General features: G+C 72.8%; 19 protein-coding genes and 1 pseudogene. 10 read left to right on the top strand and 10 right to left on the bottom strand.

Annotation, left to right across the window (positions count from 1 at the left end):
• Positions 1-203: 203 nt before the first annotated feature.
• From G3I78_RS43555 to G3I78_RS43545, 3 genes are read right to left on the bottom strand one after another with little or no spacing between them, the layout of a single operon-like run.
• Positions 204-1,559, bottom strand: a complete 1,356-nt coding sequence (locus tag G3I78_RS43555; protein WP_164435468.1) for an MFS transporter — start codon at positions 1,557-1,559, stop codon at positions 204-206.
• Positions 1,560-1,613: 54 nt separating this feature from the next.
• The gene (locus tag G3I78_RS43550) at positions 1,614-2,381 is read right to left on the bottom strand and encodes a glycerophosphodiester phosphodiesterase (RefSeq protein ID WP_164435466.1); all 768 of its coding nucleotides are present in this window, start codon (positions 2,379-2,381) and stop codon (positions 1,614-1,616) included.
• Complete coding sequence (locus G3I78_RS43545) at positions 2,378-3,067, bottom strand: hypothetical protein (RefSeq protein ID WP_239158393.1); 690 nt, start codon at positions 3,065-3,067, stop codon at positions 2,378-2,380. The genes G3I78_RS43550 and G3I78_RS43545 overlap by 4 nt, the downstream gene beginning before the upstream one ends.
• Before the next feature lie 64 nt (positions 3,068-3,131).
• On the opposite strand from G3I78_RS43545, the gene G3I78_RS43540 reads away from it, so the two are divergent.
• Positions 3,132-4,631: a PLP-dependent aminotransferase family protein gene (locus G3I78_RS43540; RefSeq protein WP_164435462.1), complete on the top strand. Its 1,500-nt coding sequence runs from the start codon at positions 3,132-3,134 to the stop codon at positions 4,629-4,631.
• Between the two features lie 131 nt (positions 4,632-4,762).
• Here the strand turns inward: G3I78_RS43540 and G3I78_RS43535 are convergent, their stop codons facing one another.
• On the bottom strand, positions 4,763-6,319 hold the full coding sequence (locus G3I78_RS43535) for an ABC transporter ATP-binding protein (RefSeq protein WP_164435460.1): 1,557 nt from the start codon (positions 6,317-6,319) through the stop codon (positions 4,763-4,765).
• A 40-nt stretch (positions 6,320-6,359) separates the two neighbouring features.
• Positions 6,360-6,554 carry a hypothetical protein gene (locus G3I78_RS43530; protein ID WP_046262076.1) on the bottom strand — a complete coding sequence of 65 codons (195 nt, stop codon included), beginning with the start codon at positions 6,552-6,554 and terminating at the stop codon, positions 6,360-6,362.
• 217 nt (positions 6,555-6,771) lie between these two features.
• On the opposite strand from G3I78_RS43530, the gene G3I78_RS43525 reads away from it, so the two are divergent.
• The 5 genes from G3I78_RS43525 to G3I78_RS43505 all read left to right on the top strand — a co-directional run bounded on the left by G3I78_RS43525 (position 6,772) and on the right by G3I78_RS43505 (position 12,239).
• Positions 6,772-7,164, top strand: a complete 393-nt coding sequence (locus G3I78_RS43525) for an ankyrin repeat domain-containing protein (RefSeq protein WP_164435459.1) — start codon at positions 6,772-6,774, stop codon at positions 7,162-7,164.
• Between the two features lie 300 nt (positions 7,165-7,464).
• The gene (locus G3I78_RS43520) at positions 7,465-8,883 is read left to right on the top strand and encodes a HEAT repeat domain-containing protein (RefSeq protein WP_164435457.1); all 1,419 of its coding nucleotides are present in this window, start codon (positions 7,465-7,467) and stop codon (positions 8,881-8,883) included.
• 188 nt (positions 8,884-9,071) lie between these two features.
• A complete protein-coding gene (locus G3I78_RS43515; RefSeq protein ID WP_164435455.1) occupies positions 9,072-10,205 on the top strand; it encodes a glycosyltransferase family 1 protein in 1,134 nt (377 codons plus the stop codon).
• Entirely contained in the window at positions 10,202-11,365 is a 1,164-nt protein-coding gene (locus G3I78_RS43510; RefSeq protein WP_164435453.1) for a glycosyltransferase, read from the top strand. Before G3I78_RS43515 ends, G3I78_RS43510 begins: the two co-directional genes overlap by 4 nt.
• A gap of 13 nt (positions 11,366-11,378) precedes the next feature.
• Positions 11,379-12,239, top strand: coding sequence for an SGNH/GDSL hydrolase family protein (locus tag G3I78_RS43505; protein WP_164435451.1), 861 nt, complete (start codon positions 11,379-11,381; stop codon positions 12,237-12,239).
• A 5-nt stretch (positions 12,240-12,244) separates the two neighbouring features.
• On the opposite strand, the gene G3I78_RS43500 is transcribed toward G3I78_RS43505, so the two are convergent.
• Genes G3I78_RS43500 through G3I78_RS43480 form a run of 5 tightly spaced genes read right to left on the bottom strand, consistent with a single transcriptional unit; the run spans position 12,245 to position 16,648 of the window.
• Positions 12,245-13,114 carry a biotin-dependent carboxyltransferase family protein gene (locus G3I78_RS43500; protein ID WP_164435449.1) on the bottom strand — a complete coding sequence of 290 codons (870 nt, stop codon included), beginning with the start codon at positions 13,112-13,114 and terminating at the stop codon, positions 12,245-12,247.
• Positions 13,111-13,722, bottom strand: a complete 612-nt coding sequence (gene pxpB, locus G3I78_RS43495; RefSeq protein WP_164435447.1) for a 5-oxoprolinase subunit PxpB — start codon at positions 13,720-13,722, stop codon at positions 13,111-13,113. Before pxpB ends, G3I78_RS43500 begins: the two co-directional genes overlap by 4 nt.
• Complete coding sequence (locus tag G3I78_RS43490; RefSeq protein ID WP_164435438.1) at positions 13,719-14,477, bottom strand: 5-oxoprolinase subunit PxpA; 759 nt, start codon at positions 14,475-14,477, stop codon at positions 13,719-13,721. Before G3I78_RS43490 ends, pxpB begins: the two co-directional genes overlap by 4 nt.
• Positions 14,478-14,534: 57 nt before the next feature.
• Positions 14,535-15,356 (bottom strand): putative hydro-lyase, encoded by an 822-nt coding sequence (locus G3I78_RS43485; RefSeq protein ID WP_164435436.1) that lies wholly within the window; start codon positions 15,354-15,356, stop codon positions 14,535-14,537.
• Positions 15,353-16,648 (bottom strand): MFS transporter, encoded by a 1,296-nt coding sequence (locus G3I78_RS43480; RefSeq protein ID WP_164435433.1) that lies wholly within the window; start codon positions 16,646-16,648, stop codon positions 15,353-15,355. Before G3I78_RS43480 ends, G3I78_RS43485 begins: the two co-directional genes overlap by 4 nt.
• A gap of 131 nt (positions 16,649-16,779) precedes the next feature.
• Between G3I78_RS43480 and G3I78_RS43475 the strand changes: the two genes are divergently transcribed.
• The 4 genes and pseudogenes from G3I78_RS43475 to G3I78_RS43460 form a co-directional block, all read left to right on the top strand.
• Positions 16,780-17,472 (top strand): GntR family transcriptional regulator, encoded by a 693-nt coding sequence (locus tag G3I78_RS43475; RefSeq protein WP_164435431.1) that lies wholly within the window; start codon positions 16,780-16,782, stop codon positions 17,470-17,472.
• Positions 17,473-17,629: 157 nt separating this feature from the next.
• Positions 17,630-19,159, top strand: a complete 1,530-nt coding sequence (locus G3I78_RS43470) for a hypothetical protein (protein ID WP_164435429.1) — start codon at positions 17,630-17,632, stop codon at positions 19,157-19,159.
• Between the two features lie 31 nt (positions 19,160-19,190).
• Positions 19,191-20,069, top strand: coding sequence for a hypothetical protein (locus tag G3I78_RS43465; RefSeq protein ID WP_164435427.1), 879 nt, complete (start codon positions 19,191-19,193; stop codon positions 20,067-20,069).
• Positions 20,070-20,106: 37 nt separating this feature from the next.
• Positions 20,107-21,268 (top strand): annotated as a pseudogene (locus G3I78_RS43460) (hypothetical protein); the annotation flags it as partial.

Genomic DNA, 21,268 nt, shown 5'->3' with positions numbered 1-21,268 from the left:
GTCCGGTCGGCGGTAAAGATTCCCGTTCCGAGTCCCGTTCCGGGTCATGCGTCGCCGTCGTAGCCGCCCCTTGTTGTACCCACCAGCGCCCGGTTTGTCACATCTGCTAGCAGATGTCACCCAGCGTTTCGGCATCTTTGACGCGCAGTAACGGTACGCCTGGCAGGCCAAACGCGTACACTACAGCGCTTTCGTGTTGAACGCTAAATCCTTTCCGGAACGGGATTGCCCGCGTCGCTGATCGCCCGCCCCACCGGAACCCGTGCGAGCAGCACGAACCCGATGACGAAGAAGGCCACGAGCGAGATGATCGCATCCCGATAACTTCCTGTTAGCTGGTAGGTGAGCCCGAACAGAAGCGGGCCCAGCCAGCTCATGCCCCGGTCGCTCATCTCGTACGCCGAGAAATATTCGGCCTCCTTGCCCGGCGGGACGAGATGCGAGAACAGGGAGCGGGACAGGGCCTGGCTGCCGCCCAGCACCAGACCGATGCCGGCGGCCAGCACGAAGAACCAGACGGGCGCGCCGGCGGGCAGGAAGTACCCGGCGCCCAGGACCGCCGCCCAGGCGACCAGGGAGCCGAGGATCGTCCGCTTGGCCCCGTACGTCCGGGCGAGCCGGCCGAGCGCCAGCGCCCCCGCCACCGCGAGCACCTGGACCAGGAGCACGGCGGCGATGAGGGTGGACTGTCCGAGCCCCAGCTCCTCGGAGCCGTAGATCGACGCCTGGGAGATCACGGTCTGGATGCCGTCGTTGTAGACGAGGTAGGCCAGCAGGAAGGCGAGGGTGAGCGGGTGGCGGCGCATGTCCCGGACGGTCGCCGCGAGCTGCCGGAGGCCGGGAGCCGTGGGCTCCTTCGCCGCCCGGGCGACGGAGCGGCGGTCGCGCAGCCGGCGTAGCGGGATCACGGCGAACGCGCCCCACCACAGCCCGGCCGAGGCCAGGCAGATACGGACCGCCGTGCCCTCCGAGAGGCCGAAGGACTCGTGGCCCGTGTACAGGACGAGATTGACCACCAGCACCAGGGAGCCCGCCGCGTAGCCGAACGCCCAGCCCTTGGAGGAGACCGCGTCGCGTTCGTCGGGCGGGGCGATCTGCGGGAGATAGGAGTTGTAGAGCATGGCCGCCACGGACTGCGCGGCGTTCGCGACGACCAGGAGGACCCCGCCGAGGAGATAGCGGTCGCCGCCGAGGAAGAACATGGCGGTCGTCGCCGCGGCCCCGGTGTAGGCGGCGGCCGCCAACAGGGGCTTCTTGCGGCCCGTGCGGTCGGCGGCGGCGCCCACCAGGGGCATCACCAGCACGGCCACGATCACCGACAGGGACACCGAGTACGCGAAGAAGGAACCGGCGCGCACCGGGATGCCCAGGGGGTGGACATAGCCGTCCGCGTCCGCCGCGTTCTTGGCGACCGACGTCAGATAGGGGCCGAGGAACACGGTGAGCACGCTCGTCGAGTAGACGGAGCACGCCCAGTCGTAGAAGTACCAGCCGCGCTGCTCGCGCCGCCGTTCGGCGGACTCGTCCGCCGAGCCCGCCCGCACGGTGTCGGTGCCCACCCGTGCCTCCCCGTCAAGGTGCCGTGCGCGGACCGGGAGCGGGGGACGCGGGTGTCAGACCCAGACGCCCCGGTCCTCCATGACCTTGCGCAGTGTGTCGATGTGATCGGTCATGATGCCATCGACTCCCAGGTCCAGGAGCCGGTGCATGCGATCGGGATCGTTGATGGTCCACACGTGCACCTGGAGCCCGCGCGCGTGGGCGGTGCGCACGAAGCGGTGGTCGACCACCTGGATGCCCGACTGGGCCTCCGGCACCTGGGCGGCGACGGCCGAACGGCGCAGGGTCGCGGGCACTCCCCAGGAGCGCAGCCTGAGATTGAGCACGCCCCGGGTGCCGTACGACGTCGCCAGGCGCGGTCCGGCCAGCCGCTGGGCGCGCATCACGCGGGCCTCGGAGAAGGAGCCGACGCAGATCCGGTCCCAGGTGTCGGTGCGCTCGATCAGGTCGAGGAGCGGCTGAAGGGCCGGCTCGGCCTTGACGTCGACGTTCCAGCGGGCCTCGGGGAAGGTCTCCAGCAGCTCCTCGAAGAGCGGTACCGGCTCCTTGCCCGCCACGCGCGCGTGGCTCACCTCGGCCCAGGGCAGGTCGCCTATCCGGCCCACGCCGTCGGTCACCCGGTCCAGCGTGGTGTCGTGGAAGGCGACCAGCCTGCCGTCCGCGGTGGCGTGGACGTCGGTCTCCAGGTACCGGTAACCCGCCTCGACCGCCCGCCGGAACTGGAACGTGGTGTTCTCCAGCCCGTCCGCCGCCCCGCCCCGGTGGGCGAAGGGGATCGGGCCGGGATGGTCGAGGTAGGGGTGGCGTATCCGCGAGGTCACGGACGCAGTATCGCTCCCCGCGGTTGCCCGGCGGCAACGACCGTGCTGCCGTCGGATGCCGGGGACACGGCGAACACCCGCAGGAAGAGCTGGGCGAGCGGGCCGATGGACACCGCGTAGAGGACGGTCCCGACGCCGATCGTGCCGCCGAGGGCGAACCCCGTGACCACCACGGCCACCTCGACCGCGGTCCGCATCAGCCGGATCGAGCGCCCGGTCCGCCGGTGCAGCCCGGTCATCAGACCGTCCCGCGGGCCGGGTCCGAAGCTGGCGGCGATATAGAGACCGGTCGCCACACCGTTGAGCAGGATGCCGGTCAGCATGAGGGGGATCCGTACGGCGAACCCGTGCACCTCCGGGACGGCGGCGAGAGTGGCGTCCATGGCGATGCCGACCACGAAGACGTTGGAGACCGTGCCGAGGCCGGGCCGCTGGCGCAACGGGATCCACAGGAGCAGCACCGCCGCGCCGACGATGATCGACACGACCCCGATCGACAGCCCGGTCAGCTCGGCGAGGCCCTGGTGCAGCACGTTCCAGGGCTCCAGGCCCAGGCTCGCCTCGACGAGCAGCGCGGAGCTGGCCCCGTACAGCGCGAGTCCGACGTACAGCTGGATCAACCGTCGCCCGAGACGGCTCTGCGTGGACAAGACGGGTCCCCCTGTGGTGGTAGTGGCCTGACACATGACACCCTGTGGCTCGGGATGGCACGCCATCCATGGCCAATTCGGGGAAGGTGGACTGATTTCAGTGGCGCAGTGGACCTCGGCGGTGGGCGCCGCACAGCTGGCCCGGCTGCTCAACTCCCAGCAGGACCGTCCGGCCGGCCCCGGCACCCGCCGCCCGCCCGCCTACCGCGCCCTGGCCGACGGCATCCGCCTGCTGGTCCTGGAAGGACGCGTCCCGGTGGCCGCCCGCCTGCCCGCCGAACGCGAGCTGGCCCTCTCCCTCTCCGTCAGCCGTACGACCGTCGCGGCGGCCTACGAGGCGTTGCGCGCCGAGGGATTCCTGGAGTCCCGGCGCGGCGCGGGCAGCTGGACGGCCGTACCCGCCGGGAACCCGCTCCCCGCGCGCGGCCTGGAGCCCTTGCCGCCCGAGACCCTCGGCTCGATGATCGACCTGGGCTGCGCGGCGCTGCCCGCCCCGGAGCCGTGGCTGACCCGGGCGGTGCAGGGAGCCCTGGAGGAGCTGCCGCCGTACGCCCATACGCACGGCGACTATCCGGCGGGACTGCCGGCGCTGCGGGCGATGATCGCCGACCGGTACACCGCGCGCGGGATCCCGACGATGCCCGAGCAGATCATGGTGACGACCGGCGCGATGGGCGCGATCGACGCGATCTGCCATCTCTTCGGTGGCCGGGGCGAACGCATCGCGGTCGAGTCGCCGTCCTACGCCAACATCCTCCAGCTGATGCGGGAGGCGGGCGCCCGGCTGGTGCCCGTCGCCATGGCGGAGGGGCTGACCGGCTGGGACCTGGACCGCTGGCGGCAGGTGCTGCGGGACGCGGCGCCGCGGATCGCCTATGTGGTCGCCGACTTCCACAACCCGACCGGCGCGCTCGCCGGCGAGGACCAGCGGCGGCAGCTGGTCGAGGCGGCGCGCTCCGCCGGGACCGTGCTGGTCGCCGACGAGACGATGACCGAGCTGTGGCTCGACGACGACGTCTCGATGCCGCGCCCCGTCTGCGCCTTCGACCCGGCCGGCTCGACCGTCGTCACCGTCGGTTCCGCGAGCAAGGCGTTCTGGGCGGGGATGCGGATCGGCTGGGTGCGGGCCGCGCCGGACGTGATCCGCAGCCTGGTCGCGGCCCGGGCCTACGCCGATCTCGGGACGCCGGTGCTGGAGCAGCTGGCCGTGAACTGGCTGTTCAGCACCGGGGGCTGGGAGCAGGCCAACGAACTGCGCCGGGGGCAGGCCCGGGAGAACCGGGACGCCCTGGTGACCGCGCTGCGCAAGGAGCTGCCGTCATGGGAATTTGACGTGCCGCAGGGCGGGCTGACGCTGTGGGTGCGCACCGGGGGGCTGTCCGGGTCGCGGATCGCCGAGGTGGGCGAGCGGCTGGGCGTACGGGTGCCGTCGGGGCCGCGGTTCGGGGTCGACGGGGCCTTCGAGGGCTATCTGCGGCTGCCGTTCACCGTCGGGGGAGCCGTGGCCGAGGAGGCCGCGGCCAGGTTGGCCGCGGCGGCGCGGATCGTGGAGAGCGGGGGGTCCGGGGCGGGGGAGTCGCCGCGCACCTTCGTGGCCTGACGGCGGCGGAACGCGTTCAGGGGCGTGGGGAACCGTGCGGCAAGTCCCCACACCCCGCAGCCGCGTGACCGCCGATGCGACAAGCCCCCCACGCCGCCGCAGTCGCGTGACCGCCGCCCGGAGCCGATGAGTTACGGCGCTTCGGCGACGGCCGTCTCCACGGGGACCGCCTCCGCCGGAGTCGTCCGCTCCGGCAGCAGCGCGAGCACCGCCTGCCGGTCCGCCTCGCTCGTGGCGTCGTCGTAGGGATCGGGAGTCGCCGGGACCTGGAGCCGGTGGACCGGCCCCGCGCCGAGCCGGGCGTACCCCCGCCCGGGCGGCACCTGCGCGACCGGGGTCGTGTGCGGAGGCGCGCCGAGGACGGCCTCCAACTGGTCGGCCGTCGCGGGTCCCAGCACGACACGCGCACGCGTGTGCTGTCGTACCGGATCGCTCAGGGCCTCGGCGCTGTCGAACTGGTCCGCCACCACCACCGTGACGTTCGCCGCGCGACCGTGCCGCAGGGGGACCTGGAGCAGGGACTGCGGGTCCTGGCGGCCGTCCGCGGCGGCCAGGTGGACGAAGGCGCTCGGGCGGTCGAGGAGGATCCACAGCGGACGCTTGGTGTCCTCCGGCGGCGGGTGACCCGCCTGACGCGCGCGGTTGATCGCGATCAGGCGCCGCTCGGTCTCGGTCGCCGCCCACTCCAGGCTCGCCAGCGCCCCCGCGAGCCCGCACTCGACCGCGAGCACGCCGTCGCGCCCGGTCAGGCACGCGTACTCGCCGGTGCCGCTGCCCTCGACGATGACGACATCGCCGTACTGAAGGGCCTGGAGCGCGATGGAGCGCAGCAGGGTCGAGGTGCCGCTGCCCGGCTGGCCCATGACCAGCAGGTGCGGCTCGGTGGAGCGGACGCCGGTGCGCCAGACCACCGGCGGGACGTCGCGCCGCTCGTCGCCGTGGCCGAGCGGCAGGGTGCGCTGGACCTGGGTGGGGTCGGTGAAGCCGAGGACCGTCTCGCCCGGAGCCGTGACGAATCGCTGGGCGGCGATGTCGGTGGGCAGCGGGGCGAGGACGTCGACCGCGAGGTGGTTGCCCTCCTCGTCCCAGACGAAGTGGTACTCACGGCCGCGCCCCGACTTGGCGTGCAGCAACTGCTCGACGCGGGCCCGGGACTCGGCCTCGCCGTCGGTGAAGTACGCCGGGTAGCGGATCGACAGATGGGTGACACGGCCGGTGCCGTCGAACTCGTACGCCGGGAAGGCCTTCTCCCACTCGCCGCCGTGCGCGTAGAGCGGGGCCGGGTCCTCGGGGGCCGAGAAGTACGGGACGAGCGCTTCGTACAGCGACTGGAGGCGCTGGGTCTGCGACTCGTCCGGGCCCTCCGGCTCAGGGGCCCTGCGCTCCCGGCCCTGCCAGGCCGCCGCCGCCATCACGGTGATGACCGCGAGCAGCGGGCCGTACGGCACCAGGGCCACGACCAGGACGACCGAGGCCACCAGGAAGAGCAGCGGCCCCCGCTTGTCCTTGGGGGTGTCGGCCCACTTGCGCCGCCCGGCCGCTGCCAGTCGGCGCAGACCTCGGGTGACCGTGATCAGCGGGTGGAGGACGTCGGTGGCGCTGTCGGCCGCCGTGCGGGCCAGCTCCCGGCTACGGGCGATCTGCGCGCTGCCTGTGCTCAGGATGCGGGGGAGAGGGCGGCGGGCCACTGCTGTCTCCTGAAGGTGCGTACGGACGGGACGGGCGGCGTCAGAACTTGATGCCGCCGAGGAGGCTCGCCAGGCTCTCGCCGCCGGCCTTGATGCTCGGGGCGATGGCCGTGCTGGCCAGGTAGAAGCCGAACAGGGCGGCCACGAGGGCGTGCGAGGCCTTGAGCCCGTCCTTGCGGAAGAAGATGAAGACGACGATGCCGAGCAGCACGACGCCGGAGATGGAGAAGATCATTTGAGTGCTCCTGGTTCGCGGGGACAGTCACCATGAGTACTTCCAGGATCACAGCATGTATCCATACGACAAAAGCTGCAAATGGGTGAATATCTTTTGATTTCACTTGGTTGGCCGAGCCGTAGTGATCTTTACCTCCGGCGCTTCGGGTCATGTGCCGCGCGAGCCAGTACCCTGTCGATTCACCTGAACGGTTGTATGAGAGGCGGTCCGGCCGATGACTGAAGCCCCCGACCCGGAGGTCGTGGAGCTGGCGACCAAGATCTTCGATCTGGCCCGGCAGGGGCAGACCGAGGCGCTCGTGGCGTATGTCGACGCGGGTGTTCCGGCCGGCCTCACCAACGACCGCGGGGACTCCCTCGTGATGCTCGCCGCCTACCACGGCCACGCGGACGCGGTACGCGCGCTGGTCTCCCGGGGGGCGGCCGCGGGCGGGGCCAACGACCGGGGGCAGACCCCGCTCGCGGGGGCCGTCTTCAAGGGCTCCGCCGATGTCATCGAGGCGCTGCTGGAAGGCGGCGCCGATCCGGCCGAGGGCACCCCCTCGGCCGTCGACACGGCCCGGATGTTCGGCAGGACGGAACTGCTCGAGTTGTTCGGCGCACACTGATCCGTCTGTTCTGACCAGCGAAAACAGAGAAAACGGGGGAGGCGGTACAGGGCCGCCGAAATTTCGGTCGCGGCAGGTCGAAGTGCCGGGTCATCATGACGTCGTGGTTCACGGACGTGATGGCTGGGCAGGTGATGTCGCACCGCGCGGACCGTGACGCGGTCCGCATGGGCCACCGACGAGAGGCAGAGGAACATGGCTTACAGCAAGCAGGAAACGGCGGGCGCCCCGACGTGTTGTCACGCGGCCAGGTAATGCACGTCCCCGGTTGCGTCGACGCTTGATGTGAGGCTGTTTCCCATGTTCGATCCGGTCATAGCGCCCAGCGGTACGCTGCTCGGCCTGCTCCAGCGGGGCCGCGGCGACGGCACACTGCACGCGCTCACCGCCCCGCGAGCCGAGGCGCTCGCGGCCCTGAACCACTGTGTGCTGCGTGATCCCCGCCACGACTGGCAGGTGGAGAACCGCTCCCTCTACTACGCCCGGCTCTTCCTCGACCTCAACGGCGAACTGGACGAGATCGAGGCGCACCTCTTCGACGTCGAGGACGTCTTCGACACCGAGGAGTCACGCACGGGGCTCGCCCTCGCGGTCCTCGGCCACCTCGCCTCCTACGGCAGGCGGGACGCGCTCGAACTGCTGCGCAGGTACGCCGCCACGGGCGCCAACTGGGCCTGGGCGCTGGACGAACTCGCGCTGCGCGACGACGACGCCGGGCTGCGTTCCCTGGCCGCGCCCGTACTCGCCCGCTTCGGGACCGACCCCGAGGGCGAGGCCGAGCTGGCCGCCGCCGTGCGCGACGCCTTCGAGCCGCGGCCCTGGCGGTTGTGGGCCGACGACCCCCGCGAATCCGTCTCCACGCGTGTGCGTGCCGCTCAGGAGACCGGCTGTTTCGACCGCTGGCAACGCCAGATGCGACCTACCGGGCCCCGTCCGGGGTGGAGCGTGCAGGCCGTCTTCGAGTGGGCCCAGCAGGGCGTCGAGCGGGGGGCCGCGCTGCATGTGCCCGCCGCCCGCTGCCTGGCCGCCGTCGCGGGGCCCGAGGACCGGCCCGAGATCGTCGCGGCCGCCAAGGACGGCACCGACGGAGGCCGCTGCACCGCGCTGCGCTACCTCGCCGACAGCAATGATCCCGACGCCTTCGAACTGATCGAGACAGCCGTGGTCACCGGCTCGGCCGCCGTCGTGGAGGCCGCTCTCGACGCCTTCGAACGCATGCGCAGTATCGCCGCCGTCGACCGGGCGCGCGGCTGGGCCCGCCGGCCTGATCAGCTGGGCGCCGCCGCCGGACGCATGCTGGCCTGTCTGGGCGGGGCCCAGGACCGCGACCTCGTGCTCGCGGCCCTCCGGGAGGCCGTACGGGGCGAGGGCCCCGACGCGCCCACCCTGTGGACCCTCGTCGACGGCACCGGACGGCTCGGCATCGTGTGCGCCGCACCCGTGCTGCGCCACGTCTACCGGGAGACAGCGTCCTCTCATCTGCGCGGCCGGGCCGCCCGCGCGCTCGCCGCCACCGACCCCTCCTTCGCCACCGGATTCGCCGTCGAGTGCCTGTGGGACTGCGAGGAGACCACCCGCGAGATCGCCGCCCGGCACGCCGAGACCGGTGACGCCCGGGTCGTCGAGCGCCTGCGCCGGCTCGCCGCCGATCCGGCCGAGGAGGCCGAGGTCCAGACGGCCGTCCGCAGCCGCATCGGACCGGACACCGCCGCCATGTGAAACCACCCCCGGGTGTGAACGATTCGGCCCTCTCGCACCCGCCGGATGAACTCGGGGTGACCCGCGGGTCAGGTGCGCATGGACGTGGCCTGACCTGCTCGGGTGTGCAGCGGAACGCTCATGGGACGTTCACCGTTCGCATAGATCCACGTTGACGCGGCCACGTCCAGTGCGGCGACAACACCGGTATGCGTGTCGTCATAGTGACCGAATCCTTTCCCCCCGATGTGAACGGCGTGGCCCACTGCGCGCTCCAGACCGCCCGGCACCTCGTAGATCGCGGTCACCTCCCGCTCGTCGTCGCGCCGGCCACCGCGTCCGGCCCCGGGCCCGGCGTGGACGCCCTCGCGCCCTGCCCCGTCGTCCGTGTCCCCTCCCTCCCGCTCCCGGGCTACCCCCAGGTCCGCGTCGCCCTCCCCAGCAGGCGCGTGGCCGCGGCGATCGTCGAGCACCGTGCCGACGTCGTCCACCTGGCCAGCCCCTTCGTCCTCGGCGTCCGCGGCATGGCCGCCGCCGCCCGGCTCGGTGTCCCCGCCGTCGCCGTCTACCAGACCGACCTCGCCGGATACGCCCGCACCTACGTGCACGCGGGCGAAGCCGCCGCCTGGCGCCGCATCCGCTCCGTCCACGCCGCCGCCGACCTCACCCTCGCCCCGTCCAGCGCGTCCCTGACCGACCTGGAGGCGCACGGCGTGCCCCGGGTCAAGCTGTGGCCGCGGGGCGTCGACACCGTCCGCTTCCGCCCCGAGCTCCGCGACGAGGCACTGCGGCGCGAACTCGCCCCGAACGGCGAGATGATCGTCGGCTACGTCGGCCGGCTCGCCCCCGAGAAGCACATCGAACTGCTCGCCGACGCGGCTCGCCTGGAAGGCGTCAAGGTCGTGGTGGTCGGCGACGGGCCCAGCCAGCCCGCCCTTGAGCAGGCCCTGCCCGGCGCGGTCTTCCTGGGCCGTCGCATGGGCGACGAACTGGCCCGGATCTTCGCCTCCTTCGACGTCTTCGCGCACACCGGCCCCTTCGAGACCTTCTGCCAGACCGTGCAGGAGGCCATGGCCAGCGGTGTGCCCGTGGTCGCCCCCGCCGCCGGCGGACCGCTGGACCTGGTCGCCCACGGGCGCACCGGGTTCCTCGTCCCGCCGCGCGACCCGGCCGCCGTACGGGACGCCGTGTGGTCCCTGGCCGCCGACCCCGAGATGCGTGCCTCGTTCGGCTCCGCCGCGCGGGCCATGGTCGAGGGGCGCACCTGGTCGGCCGTCGGCGATCAGCTCATCGGTCACTACGCGGCCGTGCTCGCCGGCCGGAAGACGGCGGTGGCGGCATGAGCGGACAGTCGCTGCGGATCGTCCGCCTCGCCAACTTCGTCGCCCCCGCCTCGGGCGGCCTGCGCACCGCCCTGCGCGAGCTGGGCAAGGGCTACCAGGCCGCCGGGCACGAGTCCGTGCTGATCGTGCCGGGCGACCGCGCGAGCGACCGGCAGACCGAGCAGGGGCGGATCATCACCCTGCCGGGTCCGCTGCTGCCCGGCACCGGCGGCTACCGGGTCCTCGCCGACAAGCGGCGGGTGGCCCGGCTCCTGGAGGAGCTGACCCCCGACCGTCTGGAGGTCTCCGACCGGACGACCCTCAGGTGGACCGGCAAATGGGCCCGGCGTGCCCGCGTCCCCGCCGTGATGGTCTCCCACGAGACCGCCGACGGCGTCCTGCGCACCTGGGGCCTGTCGGAGAACACGGCCCGGCGAGCCGCCGACGCCCTCAACGTCCGTACGGCGCACACGTACGCGCGCGTGGTGTGCACCACGGAGTTCGCCGAGCGGGAGTTCGTGCGGATCGGGGCGCGGAACGTCGTACGGGCCCCGCTCGGCGTCGACCTGGTCGAGCGGCGTCCCGCGCTGCGCGACCCGGGCCTCAGGGACCGGTACGCGCGCGAGGACGAGACGCTGCTCGTGACCTGCACCCGGCTGTCCGTGGAGAAGCGGCCCAGCACGGCCCTGGACGCCCTGGAGTCCCTGGTGCGCCGAGGCAGGCGCGCGGTGCTCGTGGTCGCCGGGGACGGGCCGCTGCGGCCGCGTCTGGAGCAGCGGGCGCGGGAGCGCGGGCTGCCGGTGACCTTCCTCGGGCACGTCACCGACCGCGGACTGCTCGGGGCGCTCCAGGCCTCCGCCGACGTGTGCCTGGCCCCCGGGCCCGCCGAGACCTTCGGGCTCGCCGCGCTGGAGGCCATGGCGTGCGGTACGCCGGTCGTGGTCAGCGCCTCCTCCGCGCTGCCGGAGGTGATCGGCTCCGCCGGGGCCGTCGCCGCCGACCGCGGGGACGCCTTCGCGGACGCCGTGGACATGCTCCTGGAGCACTCCGAGGCCGAGCGCCGCGAGACCGCACGCGCGCGTGCGGAGTGCTTCGGCTGGGACACGGCCGTCCGGGCCTTCCTCGCCGCGCACGACGCGGAGGTCTTCGTGCGGCGTTCCGTGCCCGGAGGCGTGGCATGAGCGGGAGCACGTCATGAGAGGCCCGCGCTTCGTCGCCCTCGGTGACTCGCTCACCGAGGGCGTGGGGGACCCCGTCGGGGAGGGGTGGCGCGGCTGGGCCGCGCTGCTCGCCGACGGGCTCTCGCACGAGGACGTGGACTTCACCAACCTCGCGGTGAGCGGGGCGCAGACCCGGGACGTGCTGGAGCGGCAGCTGCCCGCGGGGCTCGCCCTGCGGCCGGACGTCGTCTCCGTGGTCGTCGGCGTCAACGACACCCTGCGCTGCACCTTCGACATCCACGCCGTGGCCGCCCGGCTCGACAGGGTCTACGCGGCCTTCCGCGCACAGGGCGCGGTACTGCTCACGGCGTGTCTGCCGGACCCCGGCACGATGCTCGGGCTGCCCGGCGCGCTGGCGCGTCCGCTGGCCCGGCGGCAGCGGGCGGTGAACACGGTCGTGCACGCGCTGTCCGAGCGGTACGGGGCGGTGCATCTGCATGCCGCCGAAGGGAGTTGGACCACCGAGCGCGCGATGTGGAGCTCGGACCGGCTGCATCCCAGCGAGCGGGGGCACCGGCAGCTGGCGGTGCGGTTCCACGAGGTGCTGGCGGAGCGTGGGATCGCGACCGGGGCCGCTCCCTCGGCCGAGCCGGAGTTTCCCGTGCCCACCAGGTCGGCGAGTCTGTGGTGGCTGGCGACCGCGGGGACGGGATGGGTGGTACGGCGCTGTACCGACCTGCTGCCCCAGCTGGTGACGCTGGCCGTGGACGAGATGCGGCACCGGGCCCGGGGGACGAGCGGGCGGCTGGATCTGCGGGCCGCGCACGCGGTGTCCACGGCGCTGGCGGCGCTGTCGGTCGCCTCGGTCGGGGAGCAGCAGGCCGAGGCGGCATGAGCGCGTCACCGCCTGCGTACTCCTATGAAGCGCAGGGGAGTTCCCGGTGCCGCCTGGGCCGCCGCCGGGAGGTCCGCCTCGCGGACCACGCCGATCACCGGGTAGCCGCCCGTGGTCGGGTGGTCCGCCAGGAAGACCACCGGTCCGCCGTCCGGCGGGACCTGGACCGCGCCCAGGACCATTCCCTCGCTGGGGAGTTCGCCCCGGTGCGTTCTTTCGAGGGCGGGTCCCTGCGTGCGCAGGCCGATGCGGTTGCTCGCCGAGGAGACCTGGAAGGTGCGGGACGTGAAGAGACGCACCGCTTCCGGGGTGAACCAGTCGTCTCGTGGGCCGAGTGTGACGTGCAGGATCAGCTCCGCCGGGGGTGCGGGCTGGGGTGCCGTGTCCACGCGGGTGTGAAGGGGGCTCGGGGTGCCGAGGGGGAGGACCGCGCCGTCGGTGAGCGGGGTCGGGCCAAGGCCTGACAGGAGGTCCGTCGAGCGGCTGCCGAGGATCGGTTCCACGGTGAGTCCGCCGGAGACGGCCACGTAGCTGCGCACTCCCGAGAGGGCCGTGCCGATCGCCAGGACCGCTCCGGCCGGTACGCGCACGGGTGCTGCCCAGGCCGCCGGGCGGTCGTCCACCGTGACCCGGCAGGGGGCGCCCGTGACGGCCACGGTGACCGTGCAACGCGGGCGTACCGCGCAGCCGTTGAGGGTGGTCTCCAGGACGGCCGCGTCGGGGCCGTTGCCGACCAGGCGGTTGGCGAGGGCCGCCGCGGGGCCGTCGAGGGCGCCGGAGCGGGGGACGCCGAGGTGGGCGTGGCCCGGCCGGCCCCGGTCCTGGACGGTGGTCAGGGCTCCGGCGCGGACCACGGAGAGCGCGCGGTCCGTCATGGCGCCTCCACGAAGCGGACCCTGGTCCCCGGCGACAGGAGTGCCGCCGGGACCCGCGCGTGATCCCACAGGACGGCGTCCGTGGTGCCGATGAGCTGCCAGCCGCCGGGCGACGAGCGCGGGTACACGCCCGTGTACGGGCCCGCGAGCCCCACCGAACCCGCCGGGACGGCCGTGCGCGGGGTGGCCCGGCGCGGGACGTCGTAGCGGGTGGGCAGGCCGGTGAGGTAGCCGAAGCCGGGGGCGAAGCCGCAGAAGGCGACCGTGAACTCGGTGCCGGCGTGGACACGGGCCACCTCCCGGGGTGAGACGCCCCAGTGCGCGGCCACGTCGGCCAGGTCGGGGCCGTCGTAGCGCACCCGGAGTTCGATCACGTCACGCGCGCGTGGGGGAGCGGGCGGTACCTCGGCGGCGGTGAGTTCGGCGGCCAGGCGGGCCGGGTCGGTGAGGCCGTCGAGGAGGACGGTGCGGGCCGCGGGGACGATCTCGCGTACCGACAGCGAGCCCTCCGCGCGGCGGCGGACCAGTTCGGCGTGCAGGGCCTGGGCCTCCTCGCCCGACGACACCTCGACGAGCAGGGCGGTGTCACCGACCGGCAGTGCCCTCATACGAAGGCCTCCACCCGGATGCCCGAGGACTCCAGCCGCCGCCTGACCCGGTGGGCCAGCTCCACCGCGCCCGGAGTGTCCCCGTGCAGGCACAGGGAGCGGGCGTCGACCTCGACGAGGGCGCCGGAGCGGGCGGTGACCGCGCGGTCGCGGGCCAGGCCCAGTGAGCGTTCCACGACCGCCTTGGGATCGGTGATCACCGCGCCCTCCTGGTCGCGCGGCACCAGCGTGCCCTCGTCGGTGTACGCGCGGTCCGCGAAGGCCTCCGTCACACGGGGCAGCCCCGCCTTGCCGGCCGCCTCCAGGAGACGGGAGCCGGGCAGGCCGAGCACGGGCAGGGCGGCGTTCGCGAGGAGCACGCCGTCGACGACCGCGGCGGCCTGCTCCTCGTCGCGCACCACCCGGTTGTAGAGCGCGCCGTGCGGCTTGACGTACGACACGCAGGTGCCCGCCGCGCGGGCGAAGACCTCCAGGGCGCCGATCTGGTAGGCCACCTCGGCCGCCAGTTCGGCGGACGGCACGTCCATCGCGCGCCGTCCGAACCCCGCCAGGTCCCGGTAGGAGACCTGGGCGCCGATCCGCACCCCGCGCGCGGCCGCCAGCTCGCACACCCGACGCATGGTGGCCGCGTCCCCGGCGTGGAACCCGCAGGCCACATTGGCGCTGGTGACGACGTGCAGGAGCTGTTCGTCGTCGGTCAGCCGCCAGCGGCCGAATCCCTCGCCGAGGTCGGCGTTGAGATCGATCGAGGTCATGGAGGTCCTGTGGCTCCTTCCAGTGCTTTGAGATGCTTCGGGGCTTTTCGTCTATTCTCAGGCCACTCGGTACTGCTCGTCACGGGCGTCCGTCAGGAACATCTGGCCCGGTGCGTGCGTGAGGGCGAACGGCGGGCGCGAGGCCATCACCGCGGCCTGCGGGGTCACTCCGCAGGCCCAGAACACCGGGATGTCGTCCGGCTCGGCCGTCACCGGGTCCCCGAAGTCGGGGCGGCCGAGGTCGTCGATGCCGAGCGCCGCGGGGTCGCCGCAGTGGACCGGGCTGCCGTGCACCGCCGGGAGCAGGCTGCTCTCCCTGAGGGCGGCCGCCAGGTGCTGCGGTGGCACCGGGCGCATGGACACCACCATCGGTCCGTGCAGCCGCCCCGCGGGACGGCACTGTCGACTGGTCACGTACATCGGAACGTTCCGGCCCTGCTGAATGTGCCGGATCGGGACCCCCGCCTCCGAAAGTGCCCACTCGAAGGTGAAACTGCACCCGATCAGGAACGAGACGAGATCGTCGCGCCAATGGGCGCGCACATCGGTCGGTTCGTCCACCAGGTCGCCGTTCTCCCACACCCGGTAGCGCGGCAGATCGGTGCGCAGGTCGGCGCCGTCCGCGAGGACCGTGGTCCAGTCGCCGGCGTCCGTGACGTCGAGGACCGGGCAGGGCTTGGGGTTGCGCTGGCAGAACAGCATCATGTCGTAGGCCCAGTCGGCCGGCACCGAGATCAGGTTGACCTGGGTGTGCCCGGCCGCGACCCCGGCGGTGGGGCCGGTCAGGCCCGCACGGAAGCGGGTACGGGCCTGGGCGGGGCTCCACGCGTACGCGTGCTCGTCCACGAGGGTCAGGGGGCGGTCTTCCGTACGGTTCACGCGAGTTCCTTCCCGCGGGTCTCCGGCAGTCCGAGCAGCGCCAGGGCGGCGAGGCCGTATCCGATGGCGCCGAAGACCAGCGCCCCGCCCACGCCCCAGCTGTCGGCCAGGAAGCCGACGGTCGTCGGGAAGACCGCGCCGACCGCGCGGCCCGCGTTGTACGTGAAGCCCTGTCCTGAGCCGCGCACCGCCGTCGGGTACAGCTCGCTCAGGTAGGACCCGAAGCCGCTGAAGATCGCGGACATGCAGAACCCGAGGGGGAACCCGAGCACCAGGAGCAGGGTGTTGGCGCCGTCCGGGATGTTGCCGTACGCCACGATGCACACGGCCGAGAGCAGGGCGAAGAGCCAGATGTTGCGTCGGCGGCCGAGCCGGTCGGTGAGGTAGCCGCCGGTCAGATAGCCGAGGAAGGCCCCGGAGATCAGGAACGTCAGATAGCCGCCGGTGCCGACGACCGACAGGCCGCGGTCGCTCTTGAGGTACGTCGGCACCCAGGTGGCCAGCGTGTAGTAGCCGCCCTGGACGCCGGTGGACAGCAGCCCCGCGAAGATCGTCGTACGCAGCAGACCCGGCTTGAAGATCGCCGTGAACGAGCCCTTCCCCGCGCTCTTCTCGCGCACCGCTATCGCCTCGGGGGCGTCCTGGACCCGGCGCCGCATCCAGACGACGAGCAGCGCGGGCAGCGCGCCGGTCCAGAACATGACGCGCCAGGCCGTGCCGTCGTCGAAGACCGAGAAGACCAGCGTGTACACGACCGCGGCCAGGGCCCAGCCCACGGCCCACGAACTCTGGATCGCGCCCAGGGTGCGCCCTCGGTGCTTGCTGCTCGCGTACTCGGCGACCAGGATCGCGCCGACCGCCCACTCGCCGCCGAAGCCCAGGCCCTGGAGGGCGCGGAAGACCAGCAGGGACTCGAAGTTGGGCGCGAAGCCGCAGGCCACGGTGAAGACGGCGTAGGTGATCACGGTGATCATCAGCGCCCGGACCCGGCCGGCCCGGTCGGCGAGCACGCCCGCGAGGGCTCCGCCGACGCCGGAGGCCAGCAGGGTGACCGTGGTGAACAGGCCGGTCTGGCCGCTGTCCAGGCCGAAGTACGCGGCCAGCGCGACCATGCTCAGCGGGAGCGTGAAGTAGTCGTAGGAGTCGAGGGCGTAGCCGCCGAACGCGCCGGCGAAGGCGCGTCGGCCGCGCGGACCGAGGGCCCGGAACCAGCCCAGCGCCCCGTTGTCGGCGGGGTGTTCGGTCTCTGTCGGGTGAGCGGTCAGGGCTGGGGAAGGCGGGGTCGTGCTCATGAGCACCTCGCAGTGGGAGGACGGAGGGTGCGGAGCTTGAACCGTGCGGTGTCGAGCACCGTAGAGGATCGTTCAACGATCCTTCAATACCCCTGTTGTTTCGTTCTCGGGTCTGCGGTTGAATTCCGGGCATGGCAGAGCAGCTGAGCGGACTGGCCGACGACCGCGCCCTCCTGGGCCGCACCAGCACGGCCGAGCGGGTCTCGGACATCCTCAGAAGCCGTATCGCCGAGGGCTACTTCCCGCCGGGAACGCGGCTGTCGGAGGACAGCATCGGCGGCGCGCTCGGGGTCTCCCGCAACACCCTCCGCGAGTCGTTCCGGCTGCTCACACATGAGCGTCTGCTGGTCCACGAGTTGAACCGGGGCGTCTTCGTCCGGGTCCTGACGGTCGAGGACGTGGAGGACATCTACCGCACGCGTGCCCTCGTCGAGTGCGCCGTCGTACGGGGCCTCGGCGAGCCGCCGTACACCGTCGACGGGCTCGCCGACGCGGTCGCCGAGGGGCAGCGGGCGGTCCGTGAAGGTGACTGGAAAACGCTGGGCACGGCCAACATCCACTTCCACCGGGAGCTGGTCGCCCTCGCGGGCAGCGACCGCACCGACGAGCTCATGCGCAGCGTCTTCGCCGAACTCCGCCTGGCCTTCCACGTGGTGGACGACCCTCGTCGCCTGCACGAGCCGTATCTGGCCCGAAACCTCCAGATCCTCAAGGCGTTGGAGGCGGGCGACAAGGGCGAGGCCGAAAAGCTGCTGGGGGTCTATCTGCGCGACTCACTGGAGCGAGTGGTCGATGTGTACCGGCGCAGGGTGAGCGCCCCGTAGGGGCGCGGGGCTGTATCAATATGCGGCTCCGCCGCGTGGGCGCGACCAGCCGAAGACGGCCCGCGGACGAGACGCAACCGGTGGTGCCCCGTCCGACCGCCGGAGGCGATCCGCGTCGTTTGGGGAGTTGTCAGACCGAGGACCTAGTCTGTGCACCGTGACTTCGCCTGCGACGACGGACAGCGTTCCGCCCCAGTTCAGCGCGGGGCCGCGCCCCGCACCGGGCCCGGCCGCCGACGAGGGACTGGCGCGGCGACTGCGCGCGCTCGCCTGCACCGCCCCGCTGCACGACCTCGACGCCCGCAAGGCCAACCTCGCCGGTGAGTACTCGGTCTACGGCATGGCCGAGGTGGCCCTCTCCGCCATCGACCTGGTCACACTGAACATGGACTTCGACACCGGCGCCGACCACGACCAGATCGTCGCCCGCCTCATCCCGCGCATCGCCGCCCAGGCCCCGCAGCGCCCCGTCGTCGAGCACGAGCGGGTGGCCCGCTGGGTCCTGGAGAACCTGGTCAACGTCGGCAGTGTCGACCGCGGATTCCGGGCGGTCTACGGCACTTTCGCCCCGGACGGCACCTATGTCCGGCGGGACTACGACTTCAAGCTGATCGAGGAGGTGCCCGGGCCCGGCGGCTCGGTGTACCTGCGCACGACGGACGAGGCGGTCAACGTCCTCGTCGGCGCCCTCGACACCGACGTCACCAGCGCCCAGATCGCCGCCGAGGTCAAGCTGGAGGTGCTGATCAGCCGCGGCCGCCTCGCCGACGCCCAGCTCGCCGCCGAGCAGGCCCGCTACCGGACCGTGCAGTACTCCGAGACCCTGCGCAGGGCGCTGGACGCCACCCGCCGCAATGTCCGGGCCGTCGACTGGCTCAACTCGGTGCCCGATATGATCGCCGAGGCCCTCGACCACGTCGCCGACCGGTACCGCCACGAGAACGCGATCCTGACCAACATCCGCAAGGCACGCGACGAGTCCGAGGACGCCGAGCAGAAGCGCCGGGCCGCCGAGCTCGTCGACATCGTCAAGGACTGCATCCGGCGCCACACCCAGCTCCAGTCCCGGCTCCTGGAGGCCGGGCCGCTGTTCCGCGCCGAGCAGGACCGGCAGGCCTTCGCCACCCCGATGACGACCTCGGGCATAGATCTCTACGGCCACCTCGTCGCGCCCGTGCTGCCGCTGCCGTTGGAGCAGGCCACCCGGGTCACCGACGCGTTCTTCGCGCGCGGGACCGGGCTGCGAACCCCGGTGTCGACCCGCGTGGGCGACCTCGTCGACATACTGCTGACCCCGCCGATGGAGCGCGAGCATCTGGGCGCGGAGATGCCGGAGCCCGATCTCATCGCCACACCGGACGACAGCCGGTTCAGCGAGGAGCAGTTGGCGTCCGCGAAGCAGCTGCTTGACCTCCCGGCGGACGCGCCGCGGCGGCTCTCGGGGCTGCTCGCGGAGGCCCGCCGGACGGGCGGCTTCGACCTCGCCTACCTGGTGGCCCTGATCTCGATCCACGCGGCCAGTCCCGCGGTCGGCACCGCCTACCGCCAGGGCGAGGAGAAGCTGCTCTTCGCGGTGGACGACGGGACCGAGCTGGACGACCCGGAGTTCGGCGGCGCCGACCTCATCGTCGGCACCGCCCTGCTGGACGCCGTGGGGATGGCGGCAGACCGTACGGAGGCAGCATGAGTGAGCAACAGCGTGACAAGGAGCCCCAGCCGTGAGTGAGCAGGCCGAGTGGAGCGACCCGGAGGCCCCGGCCCCGTCGGCGCCCGCCGCCGTCACCCCCGCCGACGCCGCCGACGCGGCCCGGCTCGTCGCCTTCGGACTGCAGCCCAAACTCCAGCCCGCGCGGGACCAGGAGTACGCCGAGCTGCTGCGGCGCTACCGGGAGGACTCCCCGTTCGCCCGGCTCGCCGACGCCGTGGCCGCCGGACTGGGGCTGATCGTGCTGGAGGTGTCCCCGCGCGCGGGGATGGCCGTGACGGCCGCCGAGGACTCCGTGTTCGCCGTGCGGATGGGGGACTACGCGCGTCGTACGTCCGCCGACGGCGGTGACCGGTTCCTGCACGGACTGGCCCATCTCGCGGTCGCCGCCATGGCGTTCCCGCGCCCCGAGGATCTGGCCGACGACGGGTACATCGGGCGCGTCTCGGTCAACGGCGTCGACGCCTTCGTACGGCAGGCCTGCCGGCGTCTGGAGGAGCGAGCCGAGGAGGTCGGCGAGAACACCGACCCGGCCACGGACGCGCCGGGACTGGAGGCGGCCTGGCGGATCTGGGCGAGACGCAGCGCCGCCGGGGCGACCAAGGACGCGCGCCGGCTCGCCGGGTCCACCACCGGCATCGTCGGCAAGGCCGCCGCCTTCCTCACCGACTCCGGATTCCTCCAGCGCACCGGGGACGACAACGGCGGCACCTATCGGACCACGGCTCGTTACCAGCTCCAGGTGCGGGACATGGCCGGCAGCGCCGCCATGGCCGAGCTGCTGGAGCTGGGCGTCGTACCGGTCACCGACGGCACACCGACCCTGCTGCCCGCCGAGGACGCCGACGACCTGGAGCTGGTGGCCGACGCCGGACTGCCGTTCCATTCCTGAACCTCCCCGATCTGCCGAAGACTTACGAGAGTCCGCCATGTACGAGCTGTCCCGGGTCCGCCTCTACTCCATCGGCCCCGCCGGTGCGCGCTACGCCGACACCGTGCTTGACCTGCGCGGTGTCGGCGCGGAAGTGCCCGACCCCGCGCCCACCCAGGCGGAGTTCTTCGAGGAGGAGCCCGTCGGCCCGCCGCGCCGCCCCGCGCCCGCCGGAGTGCTCTTCCTGGAGAACGGCGGCGGCAAGTCCGTCCTGCTCAAGCTGATCTTCTCGGTGATGCTGCCGGGCCACCGCAACACGCTCGGCGGCGCCAGCTCCGGTGTGCTGCGGAAGTTCCTTCTGGCGGACGACTGCGGACACGTGGCCCTGGAGTGGCAGCACACCCTCACCGGCGAGTGCGTCGTCGTCGGCAAGGTGAGCGAGTGGCGGGGACGCCAGGTCTCCAACGACCCCCGGAAGTTCGCCGAGGCCTGGTACTCCTTCCGACCCGGCCCCGGACTCAGCCTGGACAACCTCCCCGTCGCCGAGTCCACCGCCGTACGGCCCGTCGTCGAGGGCCAGTCGGGCGCACAGGGCCGCCGCCGCACCATGAAGGGCTTCCGGGACGCCCTCACCGAGGCGGGCAAGGCGTACCCGCATCTGGAGGTGCACTGGGAGGAGATCCACGACCGCTGGATCGAGCACCTCGGCGACCTCGGCCTGGACCCCGAACTCTTCCGCTACCAGCGGGAGATGAACGCCGACGAGGGCGAGGCCGCCGGCCTCTTCGCGGTCAAGAAGGACTCCGACTTCACCGACCTGCTCCTGCGGGCCGTGACCGACACCCGCGACACCGACGGACTCGCCGACCTCGTCGGAGGCTTCGGCAACAAGCTGGGCCGCCGCGCCGAGCTGATCGCCGAACGGGACTTCACCGCCGGGTCGGTGGACCTGCTGGGCCGGATCGTCGAGGCCGCCGAGGCACGCTCACGCGCGCGTGACATCCACGCGGGCGCGGAACGCCGTACGCGCACCCTGGCCCGGCGGCTGTCCGCGCGGGGCGCCCGGGAGCGGGTGCGGGCCGCCGACCTCGCCCAGCGGGTCACCGCCGCCGCGTACGCCGTCACGCACGCCGAGGGCGGCCGTGAGCGCAGTGCGCTGGTCGCCGCCGAACTCGCCTACCGGCACGCCTCCCTGGCGCTCGCCGCCGCCGAGAAGTCGG

This window comes from Streptomyces sp. SID13726 (genome assembly GCF_010548375.1).
In the GTDB taxonomy this organism is placed as follows: Bacteria; Actinomycetota; Actinomycetes; order Streptomycetales; family Streptomycetaceae; genus Streptomyces.
The sequence above is the reverse complement of the archived record's forward strand: the minus strand, read 5'-3'. Positions and strand labels throughout refer to the sequence as shown.

What these genes read in the sequence shown, in the direction of transcription:
- G3I78_RS43545 (WP_239158393.1), bottom strand. Translation starts at nt 3,067, where the DNA reads ATGTGTCAGGCCACTACCACCACAGGGGGACCCGTCTTGTCCACGCAG.
- G3I78_RS43530 (WP_046262076.1), bottom strand. Translation starts at nt 6,554, where the DNA reads ATGATCTTCTCCATCTCCGGCGTCGTGCTGCTCGGCATCGTCGTCTTC.
- G3I78_RS43525 (WP_164435459.1), top strand. Translation starts at nt 6,772, where the DNA reads ATGACTGAAGCCCCCGACCCGGAGGTCGTGGAGCTGGCGACCAAGATC.
- G3I78_RS43520 (WP_164435457.1), top strand. Translation starts at nt 7,465, where the DNA reads ATGTTCGATCCGGTCATAGCGCCCAGCGGTACGCTGCTCGGCCTGCTC.
- G3I78_RS43515 (WP_164435455.1), top strand. Translation starts at nt 9,072, where the DNA reads ATGCGTGTCGTCATAGTGACCGAATCCTTTCCCCCCGATGTGAACGGC.
- G3I78_RS43510 (WP_164435453.1), top strand. Translation starts at nt 10,202, where the DNA reads ATGAGCGGACAGTCGCTGCGGATCGTCCGCCTCGCCAACTTCGTCGCC.
- G3I78_RS43505 (WP_164435451.1), top strand. Translation starts at nt 11,379, where the DNA reads ATGAGAGGCCCGCGCTTCGTCGCCCTCGGTGACTCGCTCACCGAGGGC.
- G3I78_RS43500 (WP_164435449.1), bottom strand. Translation starts at nt 13,114, where the DNA reads ATGACGGACCGCGCGCTCTCCGTGGTCCGCGCCGGAGCCCTGACCACC.
- pxpB (WP_164435447.1), bottom strand. Translation starts at nt 13,722, where the DNA reads ATGAGGGCACTGCCGGTCGGTGACACCGCCCTGCTCGTCGAGGTGTCG.
- G3I78_RS43490 (WP_164435438.1), bottom strand. Translation starts at nt 14,477, where the DNA reads ATGACCTCGATCGATCTCAACGCCGACCTCGGCGAGGGATTCGGCCGC.
- G3I78_RS43480 (WP_164435433.1), bottom strand. Translation starts at nt 16,648, where the DNA reads ATGAGCACGACCCCGCCTTCCCCAGCCCTGACCGCTCACCCGACAGAG.
- G3I78_RS43475 (WP_164435431.1), top strand. Translation starts at nt 16,780, where the DNA reads ATGGCAGAGCAGCTGAGCGGACTGGCCGACGACCGCGCCCTCCTGGGC.